This is a genomic window from Streptomyces sp. NPDC054866 (genome assembly GCF_053610745.1).
In genome coordinates this window covers 1,129,787-1,145,696 of the sequence record NZ_JBSGZA010000003.1, presented here as the reverse complement: position 1 = coordinate 1,145,696, position 15,910 = coordinate 1,129,787, and the positions used below count along the sequence as shown (strand labels likewise).

Annotated in this window: 13 protein-coding genes; 9 read left to right on the top strand and 4 right to left on the bottom strand. The window is 69.4% G+C overall.

What is annotated here, in order from left to right:
* Nucleotides 1-591: 591 nt before the first annotated feature.
* The gene (locus tag ACWGI2_RS20635) at nucleotides 592-2,304 is read right to left on the bottom strand and encodes an MFS transporter (protein ID WP_453696714.1); all 1,713 of its coding nucleotides are present in this window, start codon (nucleotides 2,302-2,304) and stop codon (nucleotides 592-594) included.
* A 181-nt stretch (nucleotides 2,305-2,485) separates the two neighbouring features.
* On the opposite strand from ACWGI2_RS20635, the gene ACWGI2_RS20630 reads away from it, so the two are divergent.
* Nucleotides 2,486-3,124 (top strand): TetR/AcrR family transcriptional regulator, encoded by a 639-nt coding sequence (locus ACWGI2_RS20630; RefSeq protein ID WP_453696713.1) that lies wholly within the window; start codon nucleotides 2,486-2,488, stop codon nucleotides 3,122-3,124.
* On the opposite strand, the gene ACWGI2_RS20625 is transcribed toward ACWGI2_RS20630, so the two are convergent.
* A complete protein-coding gene (locus tag ACWGI2_RS20625; RefSeq protein WP_453696711.1) occupies nucleotides 3,121-4,533 on the bottom strand; it encodes a cation:dicarboxylate symporter family transporter in 1,413 nt (470 codons plus the stop codon). The genes ACWGI2_RS20630 and ACWGI2_RS20625 overlap by 4 nt on opposite strands.
* 185 nt (nucleotides 4,534-4,718) lie before the next feature.
* On the opposite strand from ACWGI2_RS20625, the gene ACWGI2_RS20620 reads away from it, so the two are divergent.
* The 6 genes from ACWGI2_RS20620 (at nucleotide 4,719) to ACWGI2_RS20595 (ending at nucleotide 12,938) form a co-directional block, all read left to right on the top strand.
* The gene (locus ACWGI2_RS20620) at nucleotides 4,719-6,431 is read left to right on the top strand and encodes a sensor histidine kinase (protein ID WP_453696709.1); all 1,713 of its coding nucleotides are present in this window, start codon (nucleotides 4,719-4,721) and stop codon (nucleotides 6,429-6,431) included.
* A complete protein-coding gene (locus tag ACWGI2_RS20615) occupies nucleotides 6,428-7,114 on the top strand; it encodes a response regulator (protein ID WP_453397992.1) in 687 nt (228 codons plus the stop codon). The genes ACWGI2_RS20620 and ACWGI2_RS20615 overlap by 4 nt, the downstream gene beginning before the upstream one ends.
* Nucleotides 7,115-7,291: 177 nt before the next feature.
* Nucleotides 7,292-8,653, top strand: a complete 1,362-nt coding sequence (locus tag ACWGI2_RS20610) for an extracellular solute-binding protein (RefSeq protein ID WP_453696707.1) — start codon at nucleotides 7,292-7,294, stop codon at nucleotides 8,651-8,653.
* A 49-nt stretch (nucleotides 8,654-8,702) separates the two neighbouring features.
* Nucleotides 8,703-9,650, top strand: a complete 948-nt coding sequence (locus ACWGI2_RS20605) for a carbohydrate ABC transporter permease (RefSeq protein ID WP_453696705.1) — start codon at nucleotides 8,703-8,705, stop codon at nucleotides 9,648-9,650.
* The gene (locus ACWGI2_RS20600; protein WP_453696704.1) at nucleotides 9,651-10,517 is read left to right on the top strand and encodes a carbohydrate ABC transporter permease; all 867 of its coding nucleotides are present in this window, start codon (nucleotides 9,651-9,653) and stop codon (nucleotides 10,515-10,517) included.
* A gap of 60 nt (nucleotides 10,518-10,577) precedes the next feature.
* Complete coding sequence (locus ACWGI2_RS20595) at nucleotides 10,578-12,938, top strand: protein kinase domain-containing protein (RefSeq protein ID WP_453696702.1); 2,361 nt, start codon at nucleotides 10,578-10,580, stop codon at nucleotides 12,936-12,938.
* Nucleotides 12,939-12,961: 23 nt separating this feature from the next.
* Here ACWGI2_RS20595 and aac(3) read toward each other — a convergent pair whose 3' ends face one another.
* Together aac(3) and ACWGI2_RS20585 are read right to left on the bottom strand one after the other, a co-directional pair.
* Nucleotides 12,962-13,846 (bottom strand): aminoglycoside 3-N-acetyltransferase, encoded by an 885-nt coding sequence (gene aac(3) / locus ACWGI2_RS20590; RefSeq protein ID WP_453696700.1) that lies wholly within the window; start codon nucleotides 13,844-13,846, stop codon nucleotides 12,962-12,964.
* A gap of 14 nt (nucleotides 13,847-13,860) precedes the next feature.
* On the bottom strand, nucleotides 13,861-14,346 hold the full coding sequence (locus ACWGI2_RS20585) for an HIT family protein (protein ID WP_453696699.1): 486 nt from the start codon (nucleotides 14,344-14,346) through the stop codon (nucleotides 13,861-13,863).
* Nucleotides 14,347-14,450: 104 nt separating this feature from the next.
* Between ACWGI2_RS20585 and ACWGI2_RS20580 the strand changes: the two genes are divergently transcribed.
* Together ACWGI2_RS20580 and ACWGI2_RS20575 are read left to right on the top strand one after the other, a co-directional pair.
* Entirely contained in the window at nucleotides 14,451-15,104 is a 654-nt protein-coding gene (locus tag ACWGI2_RS20580; protein WP_453397986.1) for a hypothetical protein, read from the top strand.
* 48 nt (nucleotides 15,105-15,152) lie between these two features.
* Complete coding sequence (locus tag ACWGI2_RS20575) at nucleotides 15,153-15,845, top strand: hypothetical protein (RefSeq protein WP_453696697.1); 693 nt, start codon at nucleotides 15,153-15,155, stop codon at nucleotides 15,843-15,845.
* The last annotated feature ends 65 nt before the right edge of the window (nucleotides 15,846-15,910 follow it).

Here is a 15,910-nt window from a genome sequence, read left to right as displayed (position 1 = left end):
GCAGCGGACCGCGCGGAAACTCCTGCCCGTAACGGTCACCCCGGAAGAACCGGCCGCCGGACGCTCGACGACACCGCGCCCCACCCCCGAACCGGCAGCGGACCGCGCGGAAACTCCTGCCCGTAACGGTCACCCCGGAAGAACCGGCCGCCGGACGCTCGACGACACCGCGCCCCACCCCCGAACCGGCCGCGCCCACCCGCCCCTCCGGGTCCACCTCGACGAACCAGTGCGCACCCGCTTGACGAGACCGGCACCCATCCCCGAACCGGCCGCGCCCACCCGCCCCCCGGGTCCACCTCGACGAGCCAGTCCGCACCCGGCAGGAAAGCGGGATGGCCCGACGGGAGTGGTCGAGAGTCCCCCCCGTGGCCGCCCGGTCGTCTTCCCTCGCGTGGTGGAGGGACGGGTGTCAAGGGTGGAGCGCAGCGCAATCGGCGCAGCCGACGCGACGCAGGAGCGCCCTTGACTCCCGGCCCGGAACCACCAACCTCAGGACAACCGGGCGGCCCCGGCGCCAACACCACCACCGGCACAGCGAAGCCCCCGCCGCCCCTACGGCACCCGCAGGAACGTGCCGCCACGCCTCGCCTACCGCCGCCCCGCGGGCTCCGCAGCCTCCTCGGCCTGGGCCTGGGCCTGGGCCTCGGCCTCGGCCTCGGCCGGGGTCTCAGCCACCCCATCCCCCTTCCGCCGCCCCGGCAGCAGCACAGCAACCACAACAGTCCCCACCCCCAGAATCACCGCACCGACCAGACTGGTGTGGGCCACCGCGCCAGAGAACGCCGAGCCGACCGCGTCCGCCATCTGGTGCGCGCCCCCGGCGAGTTCCTGCGCCTGCGCCTTGAGCTGCGCCGCCTCCTGGGGCGATGAAGCCCCCGCCGCCTTCTCCGAGAGCGCACGCGCCTGATCGGCGATGCCCTGCGCGACGCCGTTGCCCGCGCCCACCGAGTCCTGGGCCGTGTCGAGCGCGGAGGCGGGAAGCTTGCTGCCGGCGGTCTCGTCGGCCAGCTTCGACGAGTACGAGCCCGCGAGGACCGAGCCGAGCACCGCGATCCCGAGCGAACCGCCCAGCTCCAGCGAGGTGTCGTTCACCGCGCCGCCCACGCCGAGCTCCGACTCGGGGAACGCACCCATGATGACGTCCGTGCAGGGCGAGACCGCGAAGCCGAGGGACAGGCCGAGGATGACCAGCGGCGCCACGAAGTCCCCGTACGTGGAGCCCGCTTCGATCTGCGTCAGGAGTGCGAGCGACACCGTGCCGCCTACCATGCCCGCCACCACCATGATCTTGCCGCCGATGCGCGGCGCGAGGATGCCGGTGACGGCCGAGCCCACGAACACCGCTCCGGCCAGCGGCAGCATGCGGACGCCGGTCTCCAGCGGGTCGTAGGCCAGGACGAACTGGAGGTGCTGGGTCAGGTAGTAGAAGGCGCCGAACACCGCGAGGAAGAAGAGCGCCACGGCCAGGTTCGAGCCCGCGAAGCCGCGCTGCGTGAACTTGCGTACGTCCAGGACCGGGCGCGGGTGCTTCAACTCCCAGATGATGAAGGCGATCAGGCCGATGCCCGCCACCACCGCCGCCGAAATCGCCCGCACGCCCCACCCGAAGTGCGGCCCGTCGATGATCATGAAGATCAGGGAGCCCACCCAGACGACGGAGAGCAGGCCGCCCACGTAGTCGATCCGGCCGTGCTGCGCCGCCTTCGACGGGGGCACCAGAATGAACGCGCCGATGATCGCGAGCACCGCCACCGGGATGTTGATCAGGAACGTCGAGTGCCAGCCGTTGTCACGGAGCAGCGCACCCGCGATCAGCGGACCCGCGGCGATCGCGATGCCGGACGTGGCCGCCCAGATGGTGATCGCCTTGGCCCGTTCCGCGCGCGGGAAGGTCGCCGCGAGCAGCGAGAGCGTGGCGGGCATGATCAGCGCCGCTCCGACGCCCATCACCGCGCGGACGACGATGACCGCCGTCGAGCTGTCGACCACGGAGCCCGCGGCGGCACCGACGGACATGATCACCAGGCCGAGCACCAGGGCGCCGCGGCGGCTGTACTTGTCGCCGATCGCGCCGAGCAGCAGCATCAGAGCGGCGTACGGAACGGTGTAGGCGTCGATGACCCACTGCAGGTCGGAGCTGGACAGGCCGAGGTCCATGGTCATGTCGGGCGCGGCCACCGTCAGCGCGGTGTTCGCCATCACGGCGATCAGCAGACTCAGACAGAGGACACCCAGGGCCCACCAGCGGCGGGCGTACGGACGGTCCATCCGTTCGACCGGTTCCTTGATCAGCAGAGGCATCTGGATTCCACCATCCGTTTCTTGCACACACACATTGCACAACCCTGTGCAACTACACACTGCTGTGCAAGATACCCGATGTTGCACATCTATGTGCAAGTGGGGGGAGGGGGGCAGCGCGGGCGCGGCCGAGCAGGCAGGGCAGCACGGGGCCATGGATCGAGTGGGCAGAATGGGGCCCATGAACCCCCGCCCAGCGAGCAGCGTCAGAGCCGACGCCAACCGCCGCCGCATCCTTGACGTCGCCGTCGCGGAGCTGCTGCGCGACCCCGACGCGTCCATGGACCAGATCGCGCGCGCGGCGGGCGTCGTACGACGGACGGTGTACGGGCACTTCCCCAGCCGTGACGCCCTGATCGAAGCGATCGTGGAGCGGGCTGTCGAGGCGGTGGAGACCGCGCACGCGGCGGGCCGCGAAGGCATCGACGACCCCGCGGAGGCGGTGGCCAGCTCACTGCTCGCCGTATGGGAGGTCGCCGACCGCTACCGCCTGCTGCTGTCCCTCGCCCAGCGGAGCATGACGCTGAGCGGCATCCGCGAACGGCTCGGCTGCGTACACGAGTCCGGCATGGAGATGTTCCGGCGTGGCCTGGACGACGGCACGTTCGTGTCGCCGCTGCCGACGCGGGCGCTCGGCTACGTACTCGAAGGGATTCTGTTCGCCGTGATGGAGGCCGTCAACGACGGTGTCGTACCAGCCGAAAAGGCGGGCAGGTCCGCCGCGATCACGTTTCTGACCGCGGCGGGCCTGCCCGCCTCACAAGCCACCGAGCTGGTGACGAAGGTCGCCGACAGGAGAGCGGCGACCACGGACGCCTAGGGCGTCAGGGACTTCTTCTCGATGCCGACCGGCTGCGACGGGACGGCGTCCACCGCGTCCGGGTCCACGTCCTCCGGCTCGGGAGCGCCGTCGTCGAGCAGCGTCTTCTCGTCGAACGGCAGCTTCCCGTCGAGCACGAGCTCGACCCGCTCGCGGTCGACCTCCTTGGTCCACGTGCCGATCAGGAGCGTCGCCACCGCGTTGCCGGCGAAGTTGGTCAGCGCGCGGGCCTCGCTCATGAAGCGGTCGACGCCGATGATCAGGCCGACGCCGTCCACCAGGCCCGGCTTGTGCGACTGCAGGCCACTGGCGAGGACCGCGATGCCGGAGCCCGAGACACCCGCGGCGCCCTTGGACGCGATCATCATGAACAGCAGCAGGGAGATCTGCTCGCCGATGCCGAGCGGCTGGTCCATCGCCTCGGCGATGAACAGCGACGACATGGTCAGGTAGATCATCGTGCCGTCGAGGTTGAAGGAGTACCCCGTCGGGACGGTGATGCCGACGACCGGGCGGCTGACGCCCAGGTGCTCCATCTTCGCGATGAGCCGCGGGAGCGCGGACTCGGACGAGGAGGTGGACAGGATGAGCAGGAACTCGCGGCCCAGGTACTTCAGGAGCTTGAAGAGGTTCACGCCGGTCACCAGGCGCAGCAGCGTGCCGAGCACGATCAGGATGAACAGCGCGCAGGTGACGTAGAAGCCGACCATGATCGTGGCGAGAGCCTTCAGGGCGTCCGTGCCGGTCTCGCCGACCACCGCCGCCATCGCGCCGAACGCGCCGACCGGTGCGGCCCACATGATCATGCCGAGCACGCGGAAGACAAGGCGCTGGATGTGCCCGATGCCGCGCAGGATCGGCTCCCCGGAGCGGCCCATGGCCTGCAGCGCGAAGCCCACGAGCAGCGCGACGAGCAGCGTCTGGAGGACCTCGCCCGCGGTGAAGGCGGAGACGAGCGTCTTCGGGATGATGCCGAGCGCGAAGTCGACGAGACCCTTGTTCGCCTCTTCGGCCGCGTCGTGCCCCGCGCCCTTCTCGGAGTCGGAGATGTCCATGCCCGAGCCCGGGTGCAGGATGTTGCCGACGATCAGGCCGATGGCGAGCGCGACGACCGACATCGCGACGAAGTAGGCGAGCGCGAGGCCGCCGACCTTGCCGACCTTGGCAGCCTTACGGACGGAGCCGACGCCGAGGACGATCGTGCAGAAGATGATGGGCGAGATCATCATCTTGATCAGGTTCACGAAGCCGGTACCGACCGGCTTGAGCTCCTTGGCGAAGTCGGGCACGAGCAGGCCGACACCGATACCGAGAACCACGGCGATGATGACGGCGATGTACAGGTAGTGGGTGCGGTCCCGTTTGGCAGCGGGCGCCGGTGCCACCTGGCTGTCGGTGGTGTCGGCCACGAGGGCCCTCCTTGAACGACTACGTCGGCGTTTTCGGCCAGTGCGTGCGGCTCACGTCCTGGTTCGCCCGTGCGTGCGGCTCACGTCCTGGGCAGGCGGATCCCGGTGACTATCTCTCGCCCTGTGAGGGCGGTCACCCTTACGTTCATTTAGTTCGCACTTACGCGGCGAGGCAGACTTGCACCATGTCCCTCGCCCGCCCGCCCCGGCCGCGCAGCCTCGCCGGGCAGCTCTTCGCGATGCAGATCGTGCTGGTCACCGTCGTGGTGGCCGGATGCGCGCTCTTCACGTTCCTGAGCGACCGGCAGCAGGCGGAGGAGGGCGCGCGCCGCCAGGCGACGGCCGCGGCGCGGGCGGTCGCGGACTCCCCTTCGGTACGTGAGGCCGTGCGTGGCCGGAATCCGACGAAGACCCTCCAGCCGTACGCGAGCGACGTACGCCGGCACACCGGGGTCGACTTCGTCACGATCATGGACCCGGACGGCATCCGCTGGACGCACCCCGACGAGGAGGAGATCGGCGAGCGCTTCCTCGGCCACCGTGCGGAAGCCCTGCGGGGCAAAACCTTCACGGAGACGTACACGGGCACGCTCGGCCCCTCGGTCCGCGTGGTCACACCGATCCGGGCCGACGACGGCACGGACCGCATCACCGGCCTGGTCAGCGCGGGCATCACCATCGAGGAGATCAGCGAGAAGGCGCGCGGCCAGCTGCTCGCCCTGCTCGGCGTCGCGGCGGGCGCGCTCGCGCTCGGCGGACTCGGTACGTACGTCATCAACGCCCGCCTGCGCCGCCACACCCACGGCATGAACGCCGCCGAGCTGAGCCGCATGCACGACTACCACGAGGCCGCCCTGCACGCGGTGCGCGAGGGGCTCCTGATGCTGGACGGGCAGCGCCGCATCGCCCTCATCAACGACGGAGGGCGCGAGCTGCTCGGCGTATCGGGCGACCTGGTCGGCCACAACGTCGCCGAGCTCGGCCTGCCCGCGCCGCTGACGGGCGCGCTGCTCGCGGCCGAGCCGCGGGTGGACGAGCTGCATCTGACGGCGGACCGGGTGGTCGTGGTGAACACCTCGCCCGTGTCGAGCGGCGAGCGGCGCGGCACGGTGGTGACGCTGCGCGACCACACCGAGCTCCAGGCGCTGACCGGCGAGCTCGACTCGGAGCGCGGCTTCACGCGGGCGCTGCGCTCGCAGGCCCACGAGGCGGCGAACCGTCTCCACACGGTGGTCTCGCTCATCGAACTGGGCCGCGCGGACGAGGCCGTCGACTTCGCCACGGCCGAGCTGGAGCTGGCCCAGACGCTGACGGACCAGGTGGTCGCGGCCGTGAGCGAGCCGGTACTCGCGGCCCTGCTCCTGGGCAAGGCCGCCCAGGCGAACGAACACGGCGTGGAACTCGTCGTCTCCCCCGACAGCAGCATCGACGACGGCATGCTGCCCGCCGACCTGCCCGCGCGCGACCTGGTGACCGTCCTCGGCAACCTGATCGACAACGCGGTGGACGCGGCCCAGGGTTCGCCCGCGGCCCGCGTCACGGTGACGGCACGCGCGGACGAGGCGGGACTGACCCTGCGGGTGTCCGACACGGGCCCCGGCGTCGACCCGGCCCACACGGAGGCGGTCTTCCAGCGCGGCTGGTCGACGAAGGCCACGGCGGGGCGCGGCCTAGGCCTGGCCCTGGTCCACCAGACGGTGACGAAGCACGAGGGGACGCTTACGGTGCGGGAGGCGGCTGGGGGCGGGGCGGAGTTCGAGGTGCGCCTGAAGTCGGCTACCGCTCCCGTTGTGGGCAGGCGTTCCGCAGGGCGGAACGGGTGGGCACAACCCACGACGCCGGGTGCCGATGACGAGGCGACCACTGCACCGGACGCAGCAAACGGAGGCACAACGTGACAGAGCCGATCCGGGTCCTGGTTGTCGAGGACGACCCCGTGGCGGCGGACGCGCACGTCCTGTACGTGAACCGGGTGCCAGGCTTCCAGGCCACGGGAAAAGCGCACAGCGCCGCCGAGGCAAAACGCGCCCTGGACCGCACCGAGGTGGACCTCCTCCTCCTCGACCTGCACCTCCCGGACGGCCACGGCCTCCAGCTGGCCCGCACCCTGCGCGCCGCGGGCCACCGCACGGACGTCATCGCCGTCACGTCGGCCCGCGATCTCGCGGTCGTACGCGAGGGCGTCTCCCTCGGCGTGGTCCAGTACGTACTGAAGCCCTTCACCTTCGCCACCCTCCGCGACCGCCTCACCCGCTACGCCGAGTTCCGCACCGCCGCGGGCGAGGCCACCGGGCAGGACGAGGTGGACCGCGCCCTGGCCACCCTGCGCGCCCCCGGCCCCGCCGCCCTGCCGAAAGGGCTCAGCGGCCCCACCCTGGAGAGGGTGACCCGCACGCTGCGGGACGCGCCCCCCGAGGGTGTCACCGCCGCTGCCGCCGCCGAGACCGTGGGCATCTCCCGCATCACGGCGCGCCGTTACCTGGAGCACCTGGTCACCACGGGCCGCGCCGCCCGCACCCCGCAGTACGGCCACGTGGGCCGCCCGGAGTACGCGTACCGCTGGCTGACGTCGAACACCTGAGGCCCCAAGTCCCTCCCTCCGTACAGCTGTTGCCGCCTCCAATAACAACGTTGTCACGTTGATGACAAGGGGCGACGCACGGGCATTGACCTTGCTCCGAACCCGCCCTTACGTTCACCGGGCAGCCCCGCGTTGCGCCCCGCGTGGTAACCCGGCCGCGTCGGCCAGTAGGAGGTCGTGCCCGTGCGTCCCACCACCCCTCTGCTCCTCGCCACCGCCCTGGTCGCCGCCGGCACCCTCACCGCGTGCGGCGGGGACTCCGGCGACGATCCGGACACCGTGAAGGTCTCCTTCAAACAGTCCACGGACAACCAGGTCAAGGTCATGGACACCTTCCTGGCCGACATCAAGAAGCAGTTCGAGAAGGAGAACCCCGGCAAGAAGGTGAAGCTGGTGCCGATCAAGGCGCCGGACTCCGAGTACTACACCAAGCTCCAGCAGATGATGCGCTCCCCGAAGACCGCCCCCGACCTGGTCTACGAGGACACCTTCCTCATCAACTCGGACATCACCAGCGGGTACTTGAAGCCGCTCGACACCTACCTGGACAAGTGGAAGGACTGGGATCAGTTCATCGACACGTCCAAGTCGGCGGCGAAGGCGGCGGACGGCAAGACGTACGGCGTACCGGACGGCACCGACACCCGCGGCCTCTGGTTCAGCAAGAGCATCTTCAAGAAGGCCGGACTGCCGGCCGACTGGCAGCCGAAGTCATGGGACGACATCCTCGAAACGGCGCGGACCATCAAGAAGAAGGTCCCCGGCGTGACCCCCCTGAACGTCTACACGGGCAAGCCCGCGGGCGAGGCGGCCACCATGCAGGGCATGGAGATGCTCCTGTACGGCACGGGCAAGGACCCGATGTACGACCCGAAGTCGAAGAAGTGGGTGACGGGCAGCCAGGGCTTCAAGGATTCCCTGGAGTTCGTCGAGACCGTCTACAAGGAGAAGCTCGGCCCCGACGTCTCCGACGCCCTCGACCCGAACTTCGCCACCCGTGTGCGCGGCGAACTGCTCCCCGAGGACAAGCTCGGCATCAACCTCGACGGCTCCTGGCTGCCGCAGGACTGGGGCAAGGGCGCGGGCCACGAGTGGCCGGAGTGGTCGAAGAAGCTGGGCCTCGCGCAGATGCCGACCCAGAACGGCGAGGCGCCCGGCAAGGTGAGCATGTCCGGCGGCTGGACCTGGGCGATCCCGTCCAAGGCGTCCAACCCCGACCTGGCGTTCAAGTTCATCGAGCAGATGCAGACCAAGGCCAACGCCCAGAAGTGGTACGTGGCCAACTCGGGCATCGCGGTCCGCAAGGACGTCGCCGCCGACCCCGCGTACCTGAAGGCGCAGCCCGGCCTGAAGTTCTTCACCGACCTGGTGCCCTCGACGCACTACCGCCCGGCGTACCCGGCGTACCCGAAGGTCTCCACCGCGGTGCAGGAGGCCATGGAGAAGGTCACGACGGGCGACGCCTCCGTGGACGAGGCGGCGAGCGGATACGACGACGAGGTCAAGGCGGCTACGGACGGCGAGGTCATCGAGAAGTAGCCGCGGGTCCGCGATCCGGCAAGCGAGCAAGGGAAGTGAGACCCCCGAGGTGACCACCGCACCCCCCGCCGGGCCCGGCGACATCGTCAAGACGGCGCCGGGTCCGGGCGCATCGCGCCCCCCGTCCCGCCGCGGGAAGACCGGCAGGGCCCTGACCCGCGCCCTGCCCGTCTCCCCCGCCGTGATCCTGCTGCTCCTCTTCCTGGCAGGACCCATCGGCTACTGCGCCTACATCGCCTTCACCGACCTCCAGCTCACCGGCCAGGCGGAGTCGAGCTTCGTCGGGTTCGACAACTTCCGTAAGGCCTTCGGCGACGAGGCGTTCCTCAACGCGGTGTGGCTGACGCTCGTCTTCACCGTCCTGTCGTCCCTGATCGGCCAGAACACCATCGGCCTGGCGCTCGCGTCCCTGATGCAGCGGGCGTCCAAGCCGGTCCGCACGGTCACCGGCGCGATCGTGATCACGGCGTGGGTGCTTCCGGAGGTGGTGGCGGCCTTCCTCCTGTACGCGTTCTTCCGCCGCGAGGGCACGCTGAACGCGGTCCTGGACTTCCTCAACCTGCCGTCCCAGAACTGGATGTACACGCTGCCGATCCTGGCGGTGTCGTTCGCCAACGTATGGCGCGGGACGGCGTTCTCGATGCTGGTCTACTCGGCGGCCCTGAACGAGATCCCCAAGGAGATCACCGAGGCGGCCGAGGTGGACGGCGCGGGCGGCTGGCGCCGCATGTGGCACATCACGCTCCCGATGATCCGCCGCTCCATCGGCACGAACCTCATGCTGAACACCCTCCAGACCCTCTCCGTCTTCGGCCTGATCTGGGTGATGACGCGAGGCGGCCCGGGAAACCGCAGCCAGACCCTCCCCCTGTTCATGTACGAACAGGCCTTTCAGAAGAGCATGATCGGTTACGGCACGGCGGTGGCGCTTCTGCTCCTGGTCGTCGGCTCACTCTTCTCCCTCGTCTATATGCGCCTGCTCCGCACGGAGGTCTGAGTGTCGTCCGCCAATACGGTCAAGTCGCCTGCCAGGAGCCTCAGTTCACGCCGGACCAGCCGACGTCTCGCGGCGGACGCGGGGCTGCTCGTGGTCGCGGCGGCGTTCGTCCTGCCGCTGGCCTGGGTGATCCTGTCCTCGCTCGACACCAAGGCCGACCTGAAGGTGAAGGTCCCCGACGGCATCACCCTGGACAACTACGACGCGGTCCTGACCCCCGAGATCACCTTCACTCCCCTGCTCAACAGCCTGCTGCTGTGCGGCGGCGGCACGCTCCTGACGGTGGTCTGCGCGGCACTGGCGGCGTACCCCCTGTCGCGCTTCAAGTCCCGTCTGAACCGCCCCTTCATGCTGACGATCCTCTTCGCGACGAGCCTGCCCATCACGGCGATCATGGTCCCGGTGTACGCGCTCTTCGTCCAGGTCGACCTGATCGACACGATGCAGGGCACGATCTTCTTCTTCGCCGCGTCCCAACTCCCCTTCGCCATCTGGCTGATGAAGAACTTCATGGACGGCGTCCCGAAGGAACTGGAGGAGGCGGCATGGACGGACGGCGCTTCGCCTTTCCAGTCCCTGCTGCGGATCGTGCTCCCCCTGATGGGCCCGGGGGTGGCGGTGGTGACGGTCTTCTCCTTCGTCATGATGTGGGGCAATTTCTTCGTCCCGTTCATGCTCCTGCTCACGCCGGAGCAGATGCCCGCGTCGGTGAGCATCAATGACTTCTTCGGCAACAAGGGCACGGTGATCTATGGCCAGTTGGCGGCATTCTCGATCATCTACTCGACGCCTGTGATTCTGCTTTACGTGCTGATCTCGCGGCGGCTCGGTGGCGGCTTCGCCCTGGGAGGTGCGGTGAAGGGATGACATGCCCCGCTCCGGCCGCCCGACCCGCTGGCTAGGATCACCGGGTCTGAGGGAGGGCACATGCGGGGGCGCTTGCTGAACGATCGGTACGAGCTGCTTGAGCGGCTCGGCGCGGGCGGCATGGGAGAGGTGTGGCGGGCGCGGGACGAGAGCCTGGGCCGTGAGGTGGCGGTGAAGCTCTTCGTGCCGGGGGGCTCGGCCGGGGTGGATGAGCTGGAGCAGCTGCTGGCCCGGTTCCGACAGGAGGCCCGGGCCGCGGCCTCGTTGGACAGTCCGTACATCGTCGCTGTACACGATCACGGCACGGACGACGGCACCTCGTACCTGGTGATGGCGCTGGTTCAGGGGCGCTCCTTGGACCAAGTGCTGCGCGAGAGCGTCCGGGTGCCGGTCGCGGACGCGCTGCGCTGGGCCGCGGACGTCTGCCGCGCCCTGGACGCCGCGCACTCGGCGGGCGTCGTGCACCGCGACATCAAGCCCGGCAACGTCATGATCGCGCAGGACGGCACCGCGAAGGTCGTCGACTTCGGCATCGCCACGTTCATGGAGCAGGCCGCGGGCGACTCGCGGCTCACGCAGACGGGGCAGTTGCCGTTCGGCAGCGTGCCGTATCTGGCGCCGGAGCGGTTCCGCCAGGAGGCGGGCGACGGGCGCACCGACCTGTACGCGCTGGGTTGTGTGCTGTACGAACTCCTCGTCGGCCGACCGCCGTTCACCGGTTCCGCGGTCGGCGTCATGTACAACCACGTCAACGACGCGCCGCTGCGGCCCTCACGGGCGCGGGCCGAGGTGACCGCGCCGGTGGAGCGCCTCGTCCTCGACCTCCTCGCCAAGGACCCTGCGGACCGGCCCGCCAGTGCGGCGGAGACGTTGGAGCGGATTCTGGTGGCGGCTCGGTCGCTGCCGCCGGAGTCGGATGAGCCGCAGGGGGCGGATGAGTCCCTGGGGTCGGATGAGCCGCAGGGGGTGGGCGGGCCGCCGGTCGAGCCTGCTGCGTACGACGCACCGGGGCCTGACGTACAGGACTCCATCGCCGACGCCACCCCGGCCGGGGCCGATCCGGCCCACCCCCCGACGGTCCGCGTGGAGGACCCGCCGGAGCGACCGGCGGCGGCCCGTCTCGCGGACGCCCGCACGCAACCCGCCTCCCCCGTCGAGGACGTCCGCAAGGAACCCGCCGCCGTCCCGGACGCGCCCGAGCCCCGCCCCCGTCCCCGCCCTCGCTCCCACAAGCGCCTGCTGATTCCCGCCGCGCTCATCCTGGCGGTCGGCATCCCGACCGGCCTGGGCATACGTGCCCTCGCCTCGCCCGACACCGAGTCAGAGTCCCCCTCCGCGTCCGGCGCCGGGAACACTCCGGCCGTCTTCACGATCGGCGTCGCCCACAGCTACACCCACGTCGGCGCCGAGCGCTCCGGTACCGGGGACGCGTACGAGCGGTCGGAGTACAAGCAGTTCACGACGCAGCAGAAGCGCACCGTCGCGTCCGCCTTCGCCGAGACACTCGGCGCGAAGAGCGGCAGCCGCTTCCGGCTCGTCCCCGTGGCCGCCGACCCGGACACGACCTCCCGCAAGCTCCTCGCCGAGCACCCGGACATGCTCGCCGTCATCGGTGACACCGTCGACTTCTCCTGGGTGCACGACACGGACGAGGCGTTCCTGCCGGAGATCAGCACCTGCTCCGAAGTCGCCCATGCCGAGGGCGCGTTCGCGATCCCGGCCGACGAGGCGCGGCAGGGCGAGGCGATGGCCCGCTACCTCCGCTCGGAGACCGGGGCGCGCCGGGTCCTGGTGGCCGAGGACAAGCTCTGGGCGAACCGCGAGGACGGCATCGGCACCGCGCTGCGCAAGGGCGGCATCACCACCGAGGCGCTGAACACCGAGCCTTACGAGGTGAAGAGGTCACAGATCCCCGCGTTGGCCGAGCGGGCGCGGGCGGAAGCCGTGGTGGTGCCCATGGGCACCTTCGCCGGCGTATGGGCCAAGGCGCTCAGGGCCGACGGCTTCAAGGGACCGGTGCTGACGCAGGGCAGCCCGGAGGGCGTCTGCGAGGACTCCGAGGAGCGGGCCACCGGCGTACGGGTGGACAAGTCCGTCCCCGACGGAGTCCTGCGCACCCGCAACTACTCCGGCGAGCCCGACGAGAACCTCTCCGCACGCGGAAACCAGGAGCTGTACGACGGCGCCCTGGCTCTGGCCACCGCGCTCAAGAAACTCCCCGCCGAGGGCTCGGCCACGTCACTCCGACACACCCTGGACCGCGAGATCCAGAACGTCTCGGTCAACGGCGTACTGGCCGAGGTGTCGTTCGAGAAGCGCCGCTCAGCACGGGAGCGCCCGGTGTGGTTCGACCGCCGGGAGGACGGCAGGTGGACGGAGCTCGGCAAGGTGAACAAGAAGTACGAGCAGACACGGCAATAGCCGCAGCCCACGCCGCGGTTCGCCTACGACGAGGACGATGAAGAGGAAGAGGACGAAGGCGAGGAAGAAAACTTGCCCTCGATCCACGCGACCCCGAAGCTCACGACATCCCCGGCCTCGAACAGATAGCTCCTGGCGGCCCCGACCGCACCCTCGGTGCCGATTCCGGCGGCGAGCATGTCGCGAGCGATGGCGTCGAAGGGCCACTGTCCGTCCGGCACCACGGGCGAGTAGTCGAAGGCGCCGTCCGAGGAGTCGATGTCGCAAAAGCGGCGCCAGACCCGCTTCCCGTCCAGGACGATGGGCTGCTCGTACTCGACGAACCGCTTTCCAGGGGCTTCGGCGAGCGCTTCGGCGTGGTGAAGCAGGGTGAGGGAATCGAGCGGGGCCCCCAGCAGGAGAACTCGCCCACCCATGCCGGCCAGCCGGGCCAGTGGACTGTCGGGCCCGTGCGGATGGTCCCACGGGTGGTCGTCCATCAGCGGATGCGCCGCCGGACCGAGCGCCGCGAACCCGGCATCGGGATGCCGACTCCGCACGGCTCCGGGCCACCGCCGCAACGCTTCGGGAAGCCGCCCGTAGTTGTGGTCCGCCTCGCTGAGGACGGGATCGTACGCGGGATGTTCCTGCCGTACGGCGTCCTGCCAGGCCTGCGGCCAGTCGGTGAGGTCGTAGGGCGGGGCGTCGTTCCAGCCGCAGGTGACCATGAGGGTGCCGCGCTCTCCGACGACATCACGGAGCGCGCCGATGACCGTCGACGGCCCACCGGCCACGTACCCGATCGCGGACATCTCGGTATGAAACATCACGACGTCTCCGGCGCGGAGCCCGAGCGCCACCAGATCCTGGCCGAGCCGCCCCCGGGTGACGGGGCCACCGGAGCGCGCGAGGAGGGCTTTCTCATCCATGACCGCGAACTTACCTACACAGGAGGCACTTTGAGGGCTGCTCGCAGCCGCACGGCAATATCGGCCATGTCATCCGACGTCATGTCCAGCACACCGCCGTTCTCGGTCATCAACGCATGGAACTGCTGCTCTTCATACGGAACGCCGGGCGGCAGGGCGGCGATATGCCAGTGAAGGTGACTGTTCCCGTCCTGACTGCCGAGGGAGTAGAGATAGGTCCGCTCGGAACGGAACACATCCTCAACGGCAAGGGCAACGGCCCGCACGAAGAGCATGAGCCGCGTATAACTCGCCGCGTCCAACTCACGGACGACGTGCTCAATGTGCGCCTTGGGCGCAACGAGGACCTTGCCGGGAAGGGTGGGCCACCGATCGAGGAAGGCGACGTGATCCTCGTCCTCGTAGACGGTGTGATGCGAATAGCCCGGATCCCCCGCGAGGAACGCACAGACAAAACAGGGCCCGTTCCGCGCCCGCTCGGTGTAGGCCTCAAGGTCCATGGCCTGGCGCTCCATTCCTCAGCAGATTTCTCTCTGGTGCCGGAGATCGGCTCCCACTAGCGTGCTCAGCTCGCACCAACTCTCGCCCTCACCAGGAGCCGTCAGTGAACCGCCCTCTCCGTCTCGCGACATCCGCGCTCGCCGTGTCCGCGGCTCTTCTCCTCGCTTCCTGCGGTGGCAGTGGCGACGAGTCGAAGGACGACGACAAGATCGCCGGAGCGGAAGAGGGAGACCAGAAGAAGCCGGCTTCGCCCAGTGCGTCGGCCCCGGAGGCCGTTGAGCGCCCGAAGATCGATCTGCCCGCCGACCTCACGTACACCTTCGACTGGCCGAAGACGGGCGAGAAGGCCGAGGACGCGATCCTGGCGGACGGTGAGCAGTCCATCAAGGCGGTCGACATGGCCATCGCCGAGCAAGACCCGATGAACAAGGCCTACCGCTTCTACTACGAAGGGGAAGCCGCCGCTCAGACGCAGAAGTTCATCAAGGCCTACGTCGACGCGAAGGCGCGCACCACCGGCGCCTATCGCTACTACGCCCCAGTCGTATCGGGTGACGGCGGATTCGCGTCCCTCGTCTACTGCGAGGACCAGAGCAAGGCTTACGACAAGTACCTCAAGAAGGACAAGGTCAAGAAGACGCCCGCGACAAAGAACAGCTACGTCCTCTATGCCACCAAGCTGAAGAGGAACGAAGCGGGCGTCTGGGCCATCACACAGATCAATTCCACTCGCGGGAGTGCCAAGTGCCAGCCGTGAGACTCCGCTTGAAAACACTGGCTGTCCAGCCGGGAACCTCTAGGAGATATGGACTATTTGAGCATGCCGGAGTGGAACATCCCGGAAGATGTTCTTGGTCGGGCAGCCTTCGCACCGCTCGGCGGGATCGTGGAGATCGGCGCGGTCGCCGCGACGGGGGCGTGGTCGCTGCAGGACGCGTCCGTGAGCGCGTTCGGGTCAGCGCGGCAGAACGACGTGGCGCGGCTTCTCGCGGTGGTCCAAGAGGTCGGTGACTTCGAGGAAGCGACCATGGAGATCTTCGACGGTCTCGGCTACCTGCGCGAGCACCCTGTGGGCGCCCCGTCCATGCTGATGTGGTCCTCCGTCTACGAGGAAGTATCTCCCAGGCTCGAAGAGCCCGACGCGGTGCGGCGAATGAGCCGCATGGGCGCGGATCTGCAGCTGACGCGATTCCTCCAGGCCCTCGTCAACGCCGCGATCGCCCGGGGGCTCGGCGTCACGCGAGGGGCTCCACTGATCGCCGAAGCCTTGCGGATCGCCGTCGGACTGGCCGGTGGGGCGATGGATGAGGACCCCGACTCCGCGCGCGGAGCCAGTGCCGTCTTCCGGATGTGGCGCGTCACCTTCCTCGCCGATCTGCTGCTCCCCAGTTCGCCTGCGCGGCCCGACGCCCGGGTGCTCTTCCGGGAGTACGGGCACGCGCTGGAGCAGTTGCTGGGTGCACCCAGCCCAGCGCCCCGTAGCTTCGCACCCCCGTAGCTTCGTACCAATCCGCAACCTTGTGGGAACGCACCGTAGTCGCCAGCCCCCAACACCCATACCGT